Source organism: Metabacillus arenae, from assembly GCF_014773385.1.
In the GTDB taxonomy this organism is placed as follows: Bacteria; Bacillota; Bacilli; order Bacillales; family Bacillaceae; genus Metabacillus_D; species Metabacillus_D arenae.
Map to the genome: position 1 here is coordinate 22520 of NZ_JACXAI010000041.1, position 16413 is coordinate 38932.

Below are 16413 nucleotides of genomic sequence, written 5' to 3' on the forward strand. Positions count from 1 at the left end.
AACCCTAGTTCATTTGATTTAAACCAATAAATTTCTTCTGAAATTCGTTATTCCAAACATTTTCACTATCTAATATTTCAAGAAAACGAAGGTCACTATTGCCCTCCCCAAAAGGAGAAACCTGCAAGACAGGCACTTTATCAATATTCTTAATATAATGCAAAATTAATGATGTGTCCTCTTTAACAGACACAATATTTTTGCTTAACATTGTGTCATATCTTCCTTGCTGCCTTGATCCGAGATCAATCGAAGGGACTCCGTATACACTAGTTTCTCTTACTCCGGCACTAGAATTCCCAATCATAAATTTACAATTTTTCAAAAGTGTAAGGAAAAATTCAAATTTAATGGAAGGGAAAATTTTGAATCTTGGGTTTCCATCTAATCGATTAAACTCCTCAAGAATGATTGAGCTTCCCTCATCATTGTTAGGATACACTACAACGTAATTTTCATTTGATTCAATTAATGCATCAACTACCTGACTAATATTTTGCTTAAGTTTAGCCAATTCTGTTGTAACAGGATGATACATAAAGATCCCGAATTCATCGAACTTAATTTCATAATGGTCAAAAGCAGCCTCAAGAGACGGCAATGACTCTGAAAACATTATATCTATGTCAGGTGATCCAATTACAAATACGGAATCAGGTGATTCCCCTAATTGAATGACTCTGCTTCTTGCTTCTTCATTTGCTACCATGTGAATATGTGCAAATTTTGTAATCGCATGACGGATCGATTCATCTATCGTTCCAGAAACCTCTCCGCCTTCAATATGGGCGACTTTAATATTATTTAAAGCTCCTACTACTGCACCCGCTAAAGCTTCTACCCGATCTCCATGAACTACAATAAGGTCAGGTTCCATTTCTGATACGTAATTACTAAAACCAACAATCGTATTACTTAATGTAATGTCCATATTTTGATTGAATTTAGTGTTTACAAATTTAAACAGGTTTTTAAACCCATCTTTTTCAATTTCTTTATAAGTGGATCCATACTTAGACAACATATGCATTCCTGTAACAAATATATCTAATTCGTATTTGTCACTTTTTAATACTTTTGCCATGAGAGACTTGATTTTTCCATAGTCTGCTCTTGTTCCAGTAAGGAAAACAACTTTTTTCTTCATTAACTCATCATACTCCATTTTATATGAACATTCGCAGGAATATCCTCATCAGCTACTTGTCCTACAACTTTGTCGTAGTCCACTGCTTTAATTTCACCAGTACCAGGGCGCTTCACCCAAATATTGTCTTTTGAGAATGTATCACCTTTTTTAATTTCCTTAGTAGAAACAACACATGAATAGGCAAAATCAATTGTTACTTGCTCTTCTGCTTGAATTTCCTTTTTACCGCCCAAAGCTTTCCAAATAGCGTCTGTTCCTATAATCAAGTCTTTTAGTTCTGCAGGATCTATAGAGATTTCAACATCAGGACCAGGCCATGATTTATCTGAAGTGAAGTGTTTTTCTAAAATACTTGAACCGTATGGAATGGATCCAAAACAAGTATAATTCCCTAGGGAATGATCACTAAGTCCAAGTACTGCATTCGGAAATCTTTCTTTAAGATCATCAATAGCACCAAGCATAACTCTGTCATAAGGAGTTGGGTACATAGATACGCAATGCAACAAAGCATATTGAACTCCACGTCTTTCCAAAATCTCCACTGCTTTTTCAATTGAATCTAGATTATTCATGCCTGTGCTTAAAATAATTGGTTTACCGAAAGAAGCGATATGATCGATTAATGGATAGTTATTACATTCACCAGAACCGATTTTAAACGCTTGTACACCCATTTCGTTAAGACGGTCAGCTGCTGCTCTAGAAAATGGAGTACTTAAGTAAATCATTCCCTTGCTTTCGGTATATTCTTTCAATTTAATTTCTTCTTCTAATGTTAAAGCACACCGGGACATGATTTCTAAAATGGACTCCTTGGCATTTCCAGGAATAACCTTCCCAGCTTCAGGAATCATTTCATCTTCAATGACATGTGATTGAAACTTCACAATTTCAGCTCCAGCCTCGTACGCATCATCAATCATTTGGATGGCTTTATTTATATCCCCTTCGTGGTTAATCCCAATCTCAGGAATGACAAACGGTGAATATCCTTCACCAATTTTTCTATCGCCTATTTGAATAAAATTTTTAGACATCTATAATTCCTCCTCATAAGTAAGCCTAATTTCTTAAGAACTTTAGATAAATGGCTTCCCGAAATTTATTAGGGATCATTCTAACTAAAGATCTTAACAATATGTTGGTTATATATTGAAAAATAGTAATGTAACCAGACCTTAAAAAGTTACATTGCAATTTTACATCATTCAAGAGATATTGAAAACCACCTCTCCTCTTATACATATCATGACCAGTTCTTGCGAATACTAAAGGCTCTGGGATATTATGGAGCTTTTTACCAGATTGAATCATTCTTACCCACAAATAGTAATCCTCAAACCAGAGAAATTTCTGATAACTTCCAGAGTCTAGAACGGCTTGTTTTCTATACATGACGGTCATATGATTTAAAGGGTTTCTTTTTTTTGAGTAATTCAATATTTCCTCATGATGAACAGGAACTTTCCGAATGACTTTTGCATCTGCAGGTTGGTCCGTAAACTCCTTAATAAAAGACCCGACAAGATCTATGTGCTTATTGGCTTCAAGAAATTCCACCTGCTTTTCAAAACGTTCTTTATGACAAATGTCATCGGCATCCATCCTTGCGACAAATTCGTGCGAGCATTTTTGCAGACCAATCTTTAGTGCGTCTCCTAAGCCTACATTTTTGTCTAATTGATGGATGACAACATTCTCCTTACTGCTATATTTTTCAAGTATTTTAGATGTATCGCTCCCAATTTTCCCATCAACTACAATTACTACTTCATTTGGTATCAAGGTTTGAATGAATAAACTTTCAATCGCTTGATCTACAAACTCAGCTTTATCTCCATGATAAACTGGCATTAAGACACTAAACTTCATTTTAGATCACTATCCTTCAGATGCCTTCAAAATAATAAGGAAGTTTTGGGAATAAGGCACTCGTTTTACTGCCAACATACAGCTTTATCCCTTGTGGTTTTAGAATATTTTCATTAATTGAGTAGATAATATCTTCCATTGGGACATTGCCATTCGTTTTTTGATTGGTCGGATGCTTTCCTTCAACATCTTTATAGTTTGTTGGAATATCGTACTCTTCTTTATATTTATCTAAATCGTAAAAGTACTTACTATCATTTAAATCAATTCCACAAAGGACAATTTTTTTATACTTCAGCTGTTCAGCTAAAAAAATTAAATAGCTTAAAGTTCCGCTTTTTTTAAGGATCGCATTTAACCCGTTTTTATTGATATTCCCCATAAATCGGTGTCCTTGAATAAAAAAATCCTTAAGATTCTCTTCATCACAGCCAACAGTCAACTCTGTTGATAAATAAACATCCTTTTTTAGCTCAGACGGAATTTGATCTACAGACAGTCCTTTGTATTCTACATCCTTTACAATAATTGGCACGTTTTGAAAATGATGCTTTTTCATATTGAGAAGATTATAAAAAATTTGATTTCTGTCCTTGTTGAGATTCTCTTCATAAACATAGAAGCTGGGAATAAATTCATGTATCAGCCAAAAATTAAAACCGACACTATGGTGATTTGAAATTAACTCCCACTGCCTTTCAGTATATAAATTCACAGAAGACCCGCTTCCAAGAATAAAAAGAACATCTTCTTTTTCATCCTTAACTGGAAATGAATTGATTTTATTAAAACCATATCTTTTTTGAAAAAAATTTACTGTTATTGAATTGGCAATATACATAGCCATAAAGCTTAATGATAAAAAATACTTTTTAGGCACTGCCTTTTGAAGTATGTTATATATGTGTTTTAATACGCCGCGAATGATTCTGTATAACTTTTTTCCCATAAAATAACCCCAAACTAGTTGATTAAAGGCTTAACTTTAATAATTCTATATGATACATCATTTTAATACAAGAATTTGTTAATGTTTTAATGGACCTGGAAAATCATTTAACCATTTTGTAATCATTCTAATATATTTCAGGTGTTTTTTTCCAAATTAAAAAGGCAACCTAATGATCGCCTAGTTGGAATATTTCGCTATTACAGGTTCACGGCCTATTGAATAGTAGTTTAGGTTGAACTTTTCAGCTTCCATAAGTTGAAAGCAATTTCTTCCATCAAAAATAAATGGTTCCTTCATAAGATCTTTAAATTTTACAAGGGGATATTCCTTTATTTCATTCCACTCTGTTGCAATAAAGCATAGGTCAGCCTTTGTAATAGCTTCATCAATCGAAGTACAAAGCTTTATATTTTCTGGAAACAGCGCTTTTATCTTTCCGTTTACTACTGGATCAAAAGCAAAAACTTCTGCTTTTTCAGCTAGAAGCTGCTCAATCATGGAAATAGAAGCTGCTTCCCTAATATCATCTGTGTTTGGCTTAAAAGAAAGACCTAAAATCGCAGCCTTCTTTCCTGCTAGAGGGCCTAAAACTTCCTTGGCTTTATGGACAAGCCGGTTTCTTTGGACATTATTCACTTTAATAACCGACTCAAGCAGTTCAAATCTATGATGGACATCCCCAGCAATCTGGACTAATGCTTTCGTATCCTTCGGGAAACAAGAACCGCCGTAGCCAATACCTGCACTTAAAAACTGGCTGCCAATCCTACTGTCCTTTCCTATACCCTGTGCAACATCCTCTATGTTCGCTCCAACCTTTTCGCAAATATTAGCAATCTCATTAATAAAACTTATTTTTGTCGCTAAAAATGCATTGGAGGCATATTTTATCATCTCTGCACTACGTATATCTGTCTTTATAATTGGAAGATCAAATGGTTTATATAAATCTCCAATAATATTAGCCGATAACTCGTCTTCAGCTCCAATAATAATTCGATCCCCGTTAAAGGTATCGTAAATCGCAGATCCTTCTCTTAGAAATTCTGGATTAGAGACTATACTTACTTTTAATCTACCTGTTATCTTATTTTCAATCCATTTTTTAATTTTTTCATTCGTACCAACAGGTACGGTACTCTTTGTGACGACAATAACGTTTTTTCGGATACTTTGGCCTATTTCCTCTGCAGCTTCCTTAATATATTGGAGATTAGCTGAACCGTCATCGCTTTCAGGTGTGCCCACAGAAATAAAGATGATTTCAGCAAATGAGTATGCTTGTTTTGAATTTGTAGTAAATCTAATAGCGCCTTTAGCAAGATTATGTTTAATTAACTCTGTAATTCCGGGTTCATAGATTGGTGATTCACCCTTATTTAAATCACTGATTTTTTTATGATCAGTATCTACGCAAGTGATCTCATGACCTATTTCCGCTAAACAAACACCCGTTACTAATCCTACATAACCAATCCCCGCTATTGTAACCTTCAAGCTAATCCCCCATTTACCAGGTTTTCTATATCTCTTCCCTTTTTATAACATCTTCGAGGTATTGCATGATATCCTCTTTTAGATCTTCGCGCTGAAGACCTATATCAACTGTTGCTTTTATAAAACCTAGTTTATCTCCGACGTCAAATCTTTTCCCTTCAAAGTGAAAGGCCAGCAAGGTTTCTTTCATAGATAAAACTTTAAGTGCATCCGTTAACTGAATCTCTCCTCCAGCCCCGGGATTTACTTCCCCTAGAATATCTAAAATATTTGGTGATAAAATGTATCTCCCCATAATTGCACTATTGGAAGGAGCATGATCTCTGCTTGGCTTTTCGACTAAATCAATTATTCGGTATACATTATCAACAATTTTCTTACTTTCGTAACTTACAATACCGTATTTAGAAACATCCTCTTTCGGGATCACTTGTACCCCAATCACAGATTGTTTAAATTCGTCATATATGGAGATGAGCTGTTTTAGACATGGAGTTTGGGTTGACTGAACAATATCATCTCCAAGTAAGACAGCAAATGGTTCATTTCCTATAAATCTTCTGGCACAATAAATCGCGTCTCCCAAGCCGCGAGGTTCTTTTTGCCGTATATAATGGATATTGGCCAAAGTGGAGATTTTCTGAACTTGTTCTAACAAAACCCACTTTTCTTTTTTAGCTAATGTTTCTTCTAATTCATAGGATTTATCGAAATGATCTTCAATCGCTCTTTTCCCGCGGCCTGTCACAATTAAAATATCCTCTATCCCCGATGCAACAGCTTCTTCAACAATATACTGAATAGTTGGCTTATCTACGATTGGAAGCATTTCTTTTGGTTGCGCTTTTGTGGCAGGCAGAAATCTTGTCCCTAATCCTGCTGCCGGAATAATTGCTTTCTTGACCATGTGATTACCTCCTATACTTTCTTTAATAATAGCTTATATATAGTCATATCGATATTTACAAGACGTTAATTTTATGTAAAAGATTTAATAAGGCTTACATTTATATTCTATTTAGATTATTCATTTCCTTGACCAATAATGTTTATTTTTAAGAAGTTTGAAAAAAATTTTCAAGCGGCGTCTAAATTGGTACTTACTCTTCTTTCTTCTTATCTATTTATCTTTATATGCAGAGAAGGGTGCAATAGGTGAAGAACGCAAATCCTTCGGGCGATAAGTATTCGGGCGAGCCGGCTGGAAAGTTGTTCTTTAACCCTTTTTGACGGATTGGCTTATGACCTATGGGCCGATGACGCCTGAAGCTGGACAATGATAACTAACTTTGCGTTAATACAGGAATGCTTTCTGAAACCATAAAAAACAGCTAAGTGATTTCACTTAGCTGCAGGCTTTCTTTATAAATATTTAGGTAAATCATAGTGTAAAGAATAGTTACCTAGTAATTGATATAGATTATAAATAGAACTTACTTGCTTGTACGCCCATCCTACATCTGTTGCGTATTGGTGAGCTGCAACAGGATCCCATCTCATTTTATAAAGCGTGTCTTGCTTGAAAGTATCATTATTAATATAGTTATTATTTATATTCTTCGCTCCGCCAATAATCGCTGATTCAGGGGTAAACCACCCTTGCGCAAATGCGGTTAGAGAACCGCATTCTAGTGGACAGGAATCATAAGCTCCATAACCGTACATGTTATAAACTTTTTTACCATTTACTCTAACTCCATTAGCTAATTTTGAAGTTCCATTTCCAGTCTCTAATAGCGCATGAGAAATTAAGTAAATTTCGTTTATGTTGTACTCTTTAGAGGCATTTATAAAAGCTTGGCCTTTCCCCTCTAATATTCCTTTGCCTTTGAGAATTTTATCATTTATTTCTTTTGCCGTTAAATTAGCTGATTCAGACAGTTTAAGGAATTGAAATGATTCTTTTGATCCTAACTCAAAGTTTTCCGGGTTAAGATAATACTCTACATCTGATTTTAGGGCATCCTGCCAAGTGAATTTGATTTCAACCCAATCTCCAACTTGGCCGATAACCATTACTGTATTACCATTATGAAGCTGCTGAAGTACATTGGTATTATCAACCATTGATGGAGTGGACCTTATATTAACATTAGATCCGATTATGGAACCAGTTGCTTTACTAACATAATCTTTATGAACATACCTTAATTCATTACGGTACTTGTCAGTCTGAGGCGGAGGATTAAGCATCATTTGAAAGTCGGCCATATTACTCAAGGTTCTTCCGTAGTCGGTGTATGACACTTTATTTCCTTGTCTTATGACTGTTGATTTTACATCCCATCCATAAAGATATTTGATCCGCTCCATGGAGTTATTAACCCTATTTTGTCCGGTAAAATAGCTAATGGAAAGTTGATAATAATGCTCCAACTCCACTTCATTTGTTTTACGAGAGGTTGCAGGGAGTCCCTTTTGATCAAAAAATCCAAGACCTTTATTTGTTAAGGAAGAACCAAGTATTGGGTAAGAGATAATAGTAAATTGATCATACCCTTTTTCACCGGTTTCCTTTGAAATAGCATAATATTTCCGATCTTTAAAGTACTTCAAAATTCGATCTCTTTCTGTATCCCCTAAAACTGGATCTGTTACGATATCATAACGACCACCACCTTTTTTTCCGGTAGTCTTATATCTAACAAAATACTTTTTATCAGAAAAATATTTTACTAGTTTGTCCCTGGCTGTTACTCCTAAAATCGGTTCTGTTTCAATGTCGTAGCGACCCCCGTCTTTTTTCCCTGTTGCTTGGTATTTGACATAATAACGGTTGTCCTTAAAGTATTTAACAGCTCGATCTCTCTTGGCTTCACCAAGAAGTGGATCTGTCACAATATCGTATCGTCCTTCCACTTTTCCTGCTTCTTTAGATACTACAAAGTGGTTTCGATCTTTAAAAAACTTTACAGCTTTATCTCTTTTGTTTGGACCAAGGATTTTTTCTGTCACAATATCAAATCTTGTATATCCTGTTTCTCCAGTACTTTCATATCTAGAGAAATATTTTTGAGATTTAAAATAATCCATCACTTTGTTTCTTTCAGATGCTCCTAAAACTGGATCTGTCACAATATCGTATCGATTGTAAGCTTTTTGTCCAGTTTTTTCATATCTCGCATAAAAATTCCGATCTGAGAAAAACTTTAAGACTTTCTCCCTTTCAGATGTTCCGAGAATCGGATTAGTAACTATATCAAAACGAGTTTGTTTTGTTTTTCCAGTTTCTTCAGATTTAGCAATAATTTTGCGATCTGAAAAATAGTTGATAGCTTTTTCTCTTTCAGCTTCCCCTAACACAGGCCCAGTTACAATTTCGTATTGGGAGTATTCTCGCGATGACGTTTCTTGTGAATTTACTTTCAGAGACTTATTTGTATAAAACTCTACTACTTTATCAGTCTCTTTATCTCCTAAAACTGTAGACCGGATCTGAAAATAATGATCAGGCATTTTTTGATAGGAGGCTTTTACTCCTGTATCACCTTCGAGCTGGTCGATCAATTTTTTGACTTCCGCTTCTTTTTCATGTCCATTTGAAACTACATGATGATAGGTTTGAATTGAGCCGGAACCTTTGGCTTCAGCCTCTATTCCTGTAGACTTTTCGAAGTTGGTAATGATTTCATTTGCTTTTTCTTTTCCTTCTACAGGCTCAGCCAATATGTAATAGTACTTTTCAGGAGAACCAATTGGCTTGGCAGCAGCTTTTACTCCTGCAGCCGCTTCTAGTTCTTTGATAACTTGATTTACTTTAGCCTCACTAGTATATGATCCTGACAGAATACGATAATAATCAGCTTGGGATCCTATAGGTTTGGATACAGCGTTTACTCCGGTTTTACTTTTTAGACCTCTTATTACTTCTTTAACTTTATTTTCACCTATGTAAGCACCTGAAAGTATTTTATAGTAATTATCTTTTCTTAAAGGTTTTTTAGCAGCCTCGATACCTGTTACATTTGTAAACTGCTTTATTAACTGATCAACATTTTTTGACCCGTTAAACCCACCTGATGCCACCTGGTAGTATGTTCCCCTTGGTCTTATCACTTTTGGTTCTGCTTTAAGGCCGGTTTTTCGTTCAAAATCTTTTATTATCCGATTTGTGTTGGCTTCCCCATTAAAACCTCCTGATAACACTTGATAGAAGTCTTCAGGGTGCTTAATTACTTTTGCCGAGGATTCAATTCCAGTATCTGTCTCAAATTGCCGGATCTTATTATTGACATTTTCTAAGCCATTAAAGCTACCCGATAAAATTCTGTAAAAGTCTTCCGATTGCTTTATTATTTTGGGCTCAGCATTTACACCAGTATCTTTTTCAAACTGTTGGATAATTTTCTCTGTATTTTGCAGACCGTCATAACCGCCACTTAAAACCTCAAAGTATTTTTTTGGAGTACCTGTAGGTTTTGAATAGGATTTTATACCTGTTGTTCTTTCAAGTTCTTGAATCACGTCATCAGTTTCTGTTTTATTGTATGTGTGGTTTGAAAGAACTTCAAAATAATTGACATAAGAAGCTTTTCTTTCGATAGTACTTGCCCAACCTGTGTCTTTTTTCAGCTGATTGGCAGCTTTATTAGCCTCAGCATGTCCCAAGAAGTCCCCTGTCTCAATCTTATACCTTGTATTATCAGGTAAGGAAAGAGCAGGCATGGTTGGAATGAACAATGATAAACTTAAGAGAGATACCAATGGAATAGTAACTAGTTTAGAAGATTTCTTCAAAATATGTATCCTCCGCTTACGAAATTTGTCATTTTTTCGGTAAACACCCCCGTAAAATATGGTTGCATTTGAAATATATTGTAATATTTCATGTTTCATGTTATCTTTGTCGAATCTTGTTGTCAATAAAACAAAGGATAATTTACCTAAGTATTATTTCCTAATAATGCTGTAATATTTTTTACAAAAAATTAATATTAATAGAAAGACAGAATAAAGATATAGAGTTTACAGAAATTTAAGGAATAGTCAAAAAGGATTGATTTCTTTTTTTTGTAATTTTATAATCTATATAGACTAGTAAAAGGTGATGAAGCATGCGAACTGAAAAGAAGCCTAAGAAGAGAAAAAAAGTTCTGACTATAATATTATCTATTATTGCTGTTTTTATTGTTTCTACTGGAGGATATGCCTTCTACTTATGGAACAAAGCAACTTCTACAGTAGCTAATATTCAAGAAGATATCGGACGAGAAAAGTCTGATAAAAGACAAAAAAAAGCAGAATTCAAAGAGAAGGATCCAATTTCTGTTTTATTAATGGGTGTAGATGAACGGAAAGGTGACCGCGGTCGTTCTGATTCTTTGATTTACATGACCGTAAATCCAAATACCAAGTCTATGAACATGGTTAGTATTCCGCGTGATACATACACAGAGATTATCGGCAAGGGGAGCATGGATAAAATCAACCATGCTTACGCATTTGGAGGAACAGAAATGGCCATTAACACTGTGGAACACTTTTTAGATGTCCCTGTCGATTATTTTGTTAAAGTAAATATGGAAAGTTTTAAAGACATTGTTGATTCTGTTGGTGGAGTAACGGTTAATAATGATCTTACATTTTCTTACGGGGGAGATGACTTCCCTAAAGGTGAAGTCACTTTAAACGGTGATGAGGCACTAAATTATACTCGCATGAGATATGAAGATCCAAGAGGAGACTTCGGAAGACAGCTAAGACAGCGTCAAATTATTCAAGCTGTTATAAATAAAGGGGCAAACATCTCTTCCATTACGAAATTCGGAGATATGTTTAAAGTGGTTGAAAACAACGTTACAACGAATTTGTCATTTGATAATATGTGGGATATTCAATCAAATTACAAGGATGCAATTTCTAAGCTTGATCAGTATCAAATTAAGGGAAAAGGAACTAAGATTAACGGGATTTATTATTATGTACCTGATGAAACCCAGCAAACTGAGCTCTCGAACCAGTTAAAAGAACACTTAGAGCTGTCTTCTCATACAGCATCAAAATAAAAGGGGCTTTCCAATTAGTCGATTATTCGGCGATTGGAAGCCCCTTTACATGTTTCAAAATGCTGATATATTAACATTTTATTTTCAATACTGATAAAAAAAGCAAGAATGCAACCCTTGCTCAATTATCTGCTACAAAATAGTTTATTAAGTGATCCGCCCAAATTTGATTTCCCTTGTCGCTCGGCTGGCTGCAAATTCCTCCTAATTTAGTAGAATTTTCTTTACTTTACCCTGTAAAAAAAGAAACCCTATAGAATAGTGTTTCTTTACAGATTATCTAAATTCCCATGCTATTTTCCATTCCCCTTTTTCCTTGACGACAAATACCTCTTGCTCTACCTTAAATACTCCAAATTTACTATTAAAGATCTGTTGTATTGTAAACCGATGTACATTTTGAAACGTTTTTGATTTTTCCATTTTCCATGATTTTATTTTTTTGTCATCTACTATTTTATAAGTGAACGTATTGACTCCATAGTGCGACATGTAAATATGAGATCTTTCGGTAACATAGGCATTTTTTGAAAAACGTTTTTTCATCTGGGGATGAAATAACTCCCATGCACTACCAAAATCCCCTTCTTGTTCATATTCATAAAAGGAGTCCACAGCCTTTTCGTAATTCCTGCTTTGAAATACATTTACGACCAAAAAAAATATAAAAATTCCGATGATAATGAGCCCTGCCACTACAACGAGCGGCTGCAGCTTTTTCCTTCTTCGCATCGTTTCACAACCTTTATCATGTCACTTGGTATCATCTAATAAGTATGCAGACAAGTTAGGTTGTATGATGGAAGAAAGGCTCTCATCCTCTATGAATCATTCTTCTTTAAACGTTTGTTTAAATTTATCGAAAAGTATGGTACCATTACTTCCTACATTTGCATTATAATGGAATAGGAAAATATTATTAAGGGGGCATCATAATGGAATTTTTAGGCTGGATCATACAAATCGTAGTAGCTGTTTATTTAGCTATTGACTCGAAAAAACGCGGTATGAACCCATGGCTGTGGGGAATCTTAGGCTTTTTCTTTGGACTTATTACTCTTGGAATCTATTTTATTAAGATCGGTAAAAAGGGATTAGGATGGACAATTACCATTCTCGCTTTAATTTTTTATATCATCTTTATTATTTTGGTTGTAATTAGCACTTTATTGATGATGGGGACCGTGTAGAAAAAGGCAGGTGCCAGGCACCAAATTGAAAATTTGGTGCCTGGCACCTTGTTTATTATTGAGCATACTTTTCTGTAACTAATTGTACTAGTGAATGTTGTTCAGGCAGGTCAGAAACCTTACTTAAGGCGCCGGGTATTCCTTGTTCTTTCACTAGTATGGCAAGTTGAACAGCTTCAGGGTCTTGGTCGTAATGATAGTTTAGAGCAGCTGCAATTCCAGTTGCCAAGTATTCCGGAGTTTTGCCAATTTCGATTAACTTACGGGCAGGCCCAACGAGTCTGTCATCATAGCCCAGCTTTCGTATAGGAGAGCGTCCGACTCTAGTCAGTTCATCTGAAATATACTGATTTTCAAACCGGCTCAAAATCTTGCTGATGTATGTTTGATGTTCTTCTTTGTCAAACGAATATTGAGCGGTTAATAGACTGCTTGTTTCTTGTAAGGCTCCTTCTACTATTTTTCGGACTTCAGGGTGTTCAATTGCCTCTTTTACCGTTTGAAGTCCTTTATCATAGCCAACATATGCTGTCACAGCATGGCCGGTATTTACTGTATATAATTTACGTTCGATATAAGGAATTAAATCTTTTACGTATGTTACTCCAGGGATTTTAGGAAAATCACCTTTCAGCTTCTCCTCTTCCACTACCCATTCAAAGAAAGGTTCTACTGATACTTTTAATAGATCTTTCTGCTCCTGAATAGGAACAATACGATCTACTGCAGAGTTTGGAAAGCCAATGATTTTTGCAATGGCTTCTTTCTCTTGCTCATTCAAATACTTTTCAATTTCCTCCTGCAAGTGAGCTGTTCCGCCAATCATGTTTTCACATGCAATGATATTCCCAAACGAGTTCGTGGTTTTAAGTCTTTTTTTTAAGCCATCAGCGATTGACTTTGCCACAAACTTTAAAATATTTGGTCCTACTGCTGTTGTTATAAGGTCCGCTTGGGCAAGTTTCTCGATGACTTTATCAGGATCTTTTTCGCTGTTAATCCCTTTTACATCAGTAATGATAGTAGTTTTTTTAGAATCAGAAGCGAGTTCGACTTCATATTGATTACGTTCATTTAAAGCTTGTATCACTTCCTCATTAATATCGACAAATGTCACTTCATAACCTGCTTGACTAAGAATAGCTCCAATGAAACCACGTCCTATATTCCCTGCTCCAAAATGTACGGCAATCATGTTAGTTCACCTCTTCTTCAAATAGTGCCATCAATTCTTCCTTTGTTTCTGCTGCTACAAGCCTTGCTACATTTTCTTCATCAGAGCAAAGAATCGCAATTTTTGATAATAGTTCTAAATGCTCGTCGTTTTTACCAGCAATCCCAAACAAAATTCGCGCAGGCTCCCCGCTGCCAAACTCGACTCCATTAGGAACTTGAATAATGGAAATCCCAGAAGCTTGTACTTCCTTTTTGCCTTCCTCTGTTCCATGGGGAATCGCTACTCCGTTCCCCATATAGGTAGTGGAGACTTCTTCTCGTTCCAGCATTTTTTCAATGTAATTTTCATTTACATATCCATTTTGAACAAGGACGGATCCAGTTAATTTGATCGCTTCTTCTTTTGTATTTACGGTTTGATTTAGAAGGATGTTTTCCTCAGTTAGTATTGATTTCATTTTGAACCACTCCTATTTTTTTATTTGTTCATTAATCCATCTGTAAAACATTTCGTTTAGCTTTTTAACCATCCATGTCCCATTTCCTGATTGGAACACTTGTAAACTTTCTTCATCTTCTATTAAGGTGGAGCTGATTAAACTAAGCAATTTTAATCCAAGGGGGTGCACATCCTTAGGCGCAAGTAAGAGTAGAAGAGTCCTCATCCTGATTTCTCCTTGACCCATATCACCTACAATATAAGGATGTTTTAATTGAAAAATAACAAATGTCGGGTCCTTAACACTATCGTGTCTGCAATGATAGAGAGCCATTGCGGTATGTGGAATCCCTAGTCCCCCCAGCTTCTCTCGTTTTAACAGTTCTTCTGTCAACGCCTCTGAACTTTGTATAAGCTTTTGTTTCTCTAAAACTTCCGTAGCTGCATGTAATGTTTCAACATGGTCTTTCTTATTTTCAAAATCATAAACCCGGAAGCGTTCCATAATCCCTTTGATTAGTTGTCCATAGATAAAAAACTCATCTATTTTACCAAGTAAATCAGCTTCTTCAAGAGCTTCAAAATAATTAGGGTGTTTAAGATCATTGTTTCCTTGGACAGGAAATATGTCCTTAATAGATTCTCTTATTTTTTCTGCATCTGAATCTGGAAGCAGCGGACTCACCTGAATATATGGAATGTCTGTCAGAGATAATCCGATTGTTGAAATAACAAGATCAAATGATGCTAATTCTTCTTTTTCCAAATCCATAAGTGATGATAGCTTTGTTTTAGTAATTTCAGGTATTTCTTTATGAATCCGGCTTGCCAGCATTTTTGAAGAACCGATCCCGCTCGAACAGACAACAAGAGCATGGATGGGGCGTTTTTTATTTCTTACTTGCAGAGCAGAGCCAAAATGCAACACTACAAATCCTATTTCCCCATCAGAAAACACTAAATATGGAAAAACAATTTCCAGTGCTTTCTTAACAGCTTCAAAAAGGTCGGGATAATCCCTTTTTATATCCTCTTTTAATGGATTAAACGTGGATATTCCACCTTGAATTCGATGGCAGGCCGGTTCTAAATGGGCGATCAGGCCCTTGTATAGAGAAGGATCATTTTTAAAAGAAACCTGAATCTTCGTTTCTACATATTCAATCAGCTTTATTACTTTTTGAGAAAGCTTTGAATAAATTTGATCAAAGACCTCTTCCTCCTTTTGCCTTCGTGCTCCTCTTAAGTGCATCGTGATATGGCCAACCTCTGCTACTGGAACCTTTAGAGGAAACAATTTTTCAAGCTGCATAGAGATTTGCAGAGCAATCTTATATTCTTCCGTTTCCTGTAATTGCTTCAAATGATTTTCATCAAAAGTAATGTCTTCTTTTAAAAGAATACGTTCAATTGTTAGACCGAGATGGACTAGCAGGGCAAAATAAGCACTGTCTGCAAGAGTATACGGCAAGGAGTTCAGGCTCTGCTTTATCGCCCCATCTATTGTATTCAGCCGTTCCATATTTACGATCCCTAAAAGTTTTTCATCTGTATGATAATGTTTCATATTTTTTTCGATGATTTGGAGAAAGTCTTGTTCACTTAAATTTTCCATTACAAGAGATTCTAAGATTTTACGTTTAGATAATTCTTCTCCTGTCAGTTCGATTCCGAATCCTCTTTTTCTTGTAATCGTTAATTCGAAGGGTTTTATTTTTTCTTCAACTTTATCGAGATCATGACTTAAGGTAGCTATTGAAACATTGAAAAGGGAAGCAAGAGTAAACAATTTAATAGGTTCATTTGATTTGATCAATTCACAAATAAGGAAATTGATGCGTTCCTCCTGCTGAAAATCTACCTTTTCCACCTTTGACAGATCACTCAAAAGCCTTTGCTTTTCTAATGATTGTCCAGAAAGCTTTATGCCCAGCCCTGCTTTTTTCTCAATTGAAAGCTCATAGGCCGAAAGCGTACTTTCGACCTTTTTTAATTCTCTATGAACCGTTCGAGAGCTAATTTTCAGATGATCTGCCAGCTCTTGTACAGTTAAATAATCCGTATGATGACAGAGAAAGTGAAGAATTTCATTTTCTCTAGTTGTGACATACACTGTTTCACACCTCCTC

General features: G+C 35.4%; 13 protein-coding genes. 2 read left to right on the forward strand and 11 right to left on the reverse strand.

Going from position 1 to position 16413, the window contains the following annotated elements; all coding sequences use genetic code 11:
- Positions 1–4: 4 nt before the first annotated feature.
- The 7 genes from neuC to IC621_RS22735 all read right to left on the reverse strand — a co-directional run bounded on the left by neuC (position 5) and on the right by IC621_RS22735 (position 10211).
- A complete protein-coding gene (neuC, locus tag IC621_RS22705) occupies positions 5–1147 on the reverse strand; it encodes a UDP-N-acetylglucosamine 2-epimerase (RefSeq protein WP_191161762.1) in 1143 nt (380 codons plus the stop codon).
- Positions 1147–2190: an N-acetylneuraminate synthase family protein gene (locus IC621_RS22710; protein WP_191161764.1), complete on the reverse strand. Its 1044-nt coding sequence runs from the start codon at positions 2188–2190 to the stop codon at positions 1147–1149. The genes neuC and IC621_RS22710 overlap by 1 nt, the downstream gene beginning before the upstream one ends.
- Positions 2191–2215: 25 nt before the next feature.
- On the reverse strand, positions 2216–3025 hold the full coding sequence (locus IC621_RS22715) for a glycosyltransferase (protein WP_191161766.1): 810 nt from the start codon (positions 3023–3025) through the stop codon (positions 2216–2218).
- A 16-nt stretch (positions 3026–3041) separates the two neighbouring features.
- A complete protein-coding gene (locus IC621_RS22720) occupies positions 3042–3974 on the reverse strand; it encodes a hypothetical protein (RefSeq protein WP_191161768.1) in 933 nt (310 codons plus the stop codon).
- A 180-nt stretch (positions 3975–4154) separates the two neighbouring features.
- Positions 4155–5474, reverse strand: a complete 1320-nt coding sequence (locus tag IC621_RS22725) for a UDP-glucose dehydrogenase family protein (RefSeq protein WP_191161770.1) — start codon at positions 5472–5474, stop codon at positions 4155–4157.
- 25 nt (positions 5475–5499) lie between these two features.
- A complete protein-coding gene (gene galU, locus IC621_RS22730; protein ID WP_191161772.1) occupies positions 5500–6381 on the reverse strand; it encodes a UTP--glucose-1-phosphate uridylyltransferase GalU in 882 nt (293 codons plus the stop codon).
- 455 nt (positions 6382–6836) lie between these two features.
- A complete protein-coding gene (locus tag IC621_RS22735) occupies positions 6837–10211 on the reverse strand; it encodes an N-acetylglucosaminidase (protein WP_191161774.1) in 3375 nt (1124 codons plus the stop codon).
- A gap of 317 nt (positions 10212–10528) precedes the next feature.
- On the opposite strand from IC621_RS22735, the gene tagU reads away from it, so the two are divergent.
- Entirely contained in the window at positions 10529–11479 is a 951-nt protein-coding gene (gene tagU, locus IC621_RS22740; RefSeq protein WP_191161776.1) for a polyisoprenyl-teichoic acid--peptidoglycan teichoic acid transferase TagU, read from the forward strand.
- A gap of 276 nt (positions 11480–11755) precedes the next feature.
- Here tagU and IC621_RS22745 read toward each other — a convergent pair whose 3' ends face one another.
- Positions 11756–12211 (reverse strand): hypothetical protein, encoded by a 456-nt coding sequence (locus IC621_RS22745; RefSeq protein ID WP_191161778.1) that lies wholly within the window; start codon positions 12209–12211, stop codon positions 11756–11758.
- A 203-nt stretch (positions 12212–12414) separates the two neighbouring features.
- On the opposite strand from IC621_RS22745, the gene IC621_RS22750 reads away from it, so the two are divergent.
- Complete coding sequence (locus IC621_RS22750; RefSeq protein WP_191161780.1) at positions 12415–12669, forward strand: hypothetical protein; 255 nt, start codon at positions 12415–12417, stop codon at positions 12667–12669.
- Positions 12670–12724: 55 nt separating this feature from the next.
- On the opposite strand, the gene IC621_RS22755 is transcribed toward IC621_RS22750, so the two are convergent.
- The 3 genes from IC621_RS22755 to IC621_RS22765 are packed head-to-tail and all read right to left on the reverse strand — an operon-like array spanning position 12725 to position 16397.
- On the reverse strand, positions 12725–13864 hold the full coding sequence (locus IC621_RS22755) for a mannitol-1-phosphate 5-dehydrogenase (RefSeq protein ID WP_191161782.1): 1140 nt from the start codon (positions 13862–13864) through the stop codon (positions 12725–12727).
- Between the two features lies 1 nt (position 13865).
- Entirely contained in the window at positions 13866–14303 is a 438-nt protein-coding gene (locus tag IC621_RS22760; RefSeq protein WP_191161784.1) for a PTS sugar transporter subunit IIA, read from the reverse strand.
- Positions 14304–14315: 12 nt separating this feature from the next.
- Positions 14316–16397 (reverse strand): BglG family transcription antiterminator, encoded by a 2082-nt coding sequence (locus IC621_RS22765; protein WP_191161786.1) that lies wholly within the window; start codon positions 16395–16397, stop codon positions 14316–14318.
- Positions 16398–16413 lie beyond the last annotated feature (16 nt).

What these genes read in the sequence shown, in the direction of transcription:
- neuC (WP_191161762.1), bottom strand. Translation starts at nt 1,147, where the DNA reads ATGAAGAAAAAAGTTGTTTTCCTTACTGGAACAAGAGCAGACTATGGA.
- IC621_RS22710 (WP_191161764.1), bottom strand. Translation starts at nt 2,190, where the DNA reads ATGTCTAAAAATTTTATTCAAATAGGCGATAGAAAAATTGGTGAAGGA.
- IC621_RS22715 (WP_191161766.1), bottom strand. Translation starts at nt 3,025, where the DNA reads ATGAAGTTTAGTGTCTTAATGCCAGTTTATCATGGAGATAAAGCTGAG.
- IC621_RS22720 (WP_191161768.1), bottom strand. Translation starts at nt 3,974, where the DNA reads ATGGGAAAAAAGTTATACAGAATCATTCGCGGCGTATTAAAACACATA.
- galU (WP_191161772.1), bottom strand. Translation starts at nt 6,381, where the DNA reads ATGGTCAAGAAAGCAATTATTCCGGCAGCAGGATTAGGGACAAGATTT.
- tagU (WP_191161776.1), top strand. Translation starts at nt 10,529, where the DNA reads ATGCGAACTGAAAAGAAGCCTAAGAAGAGAAAAAAAGTTCTGACTATA.
- IC621_RS22745 (WP_191161778.1), bottom strand. Translation starts at nt 12,211, where the DNA reads ATGCGAAGAAGGAAAAAGCTGCAGCCGCTCGTTGTAGTGGCAGGGCTC.
- IC621_RS22750 (WP_191161780.1), top strand. Translation starts at nt 12,415, where the DNA reads ATGGAATTTTTAGGCTGGATCATACAAATCGTAGTAGCTGTTTATTTA.
- IC621_RS22755 (WP_191161782.1), bottom strand. Translation starts at nt 13,864, where the DNA reads ATGATTGCCGTACATTTTGGAGCAGGGAATATAGGACGTGGTTTCATT.
- IC621_RS22760 (WP_191161784.1), bottom strand. Translation starts at nt 14,303, where the DNA reads ATGAAATCAATACTAACTGAGGAAAACATCCTTCTAAATCAAACCGTA.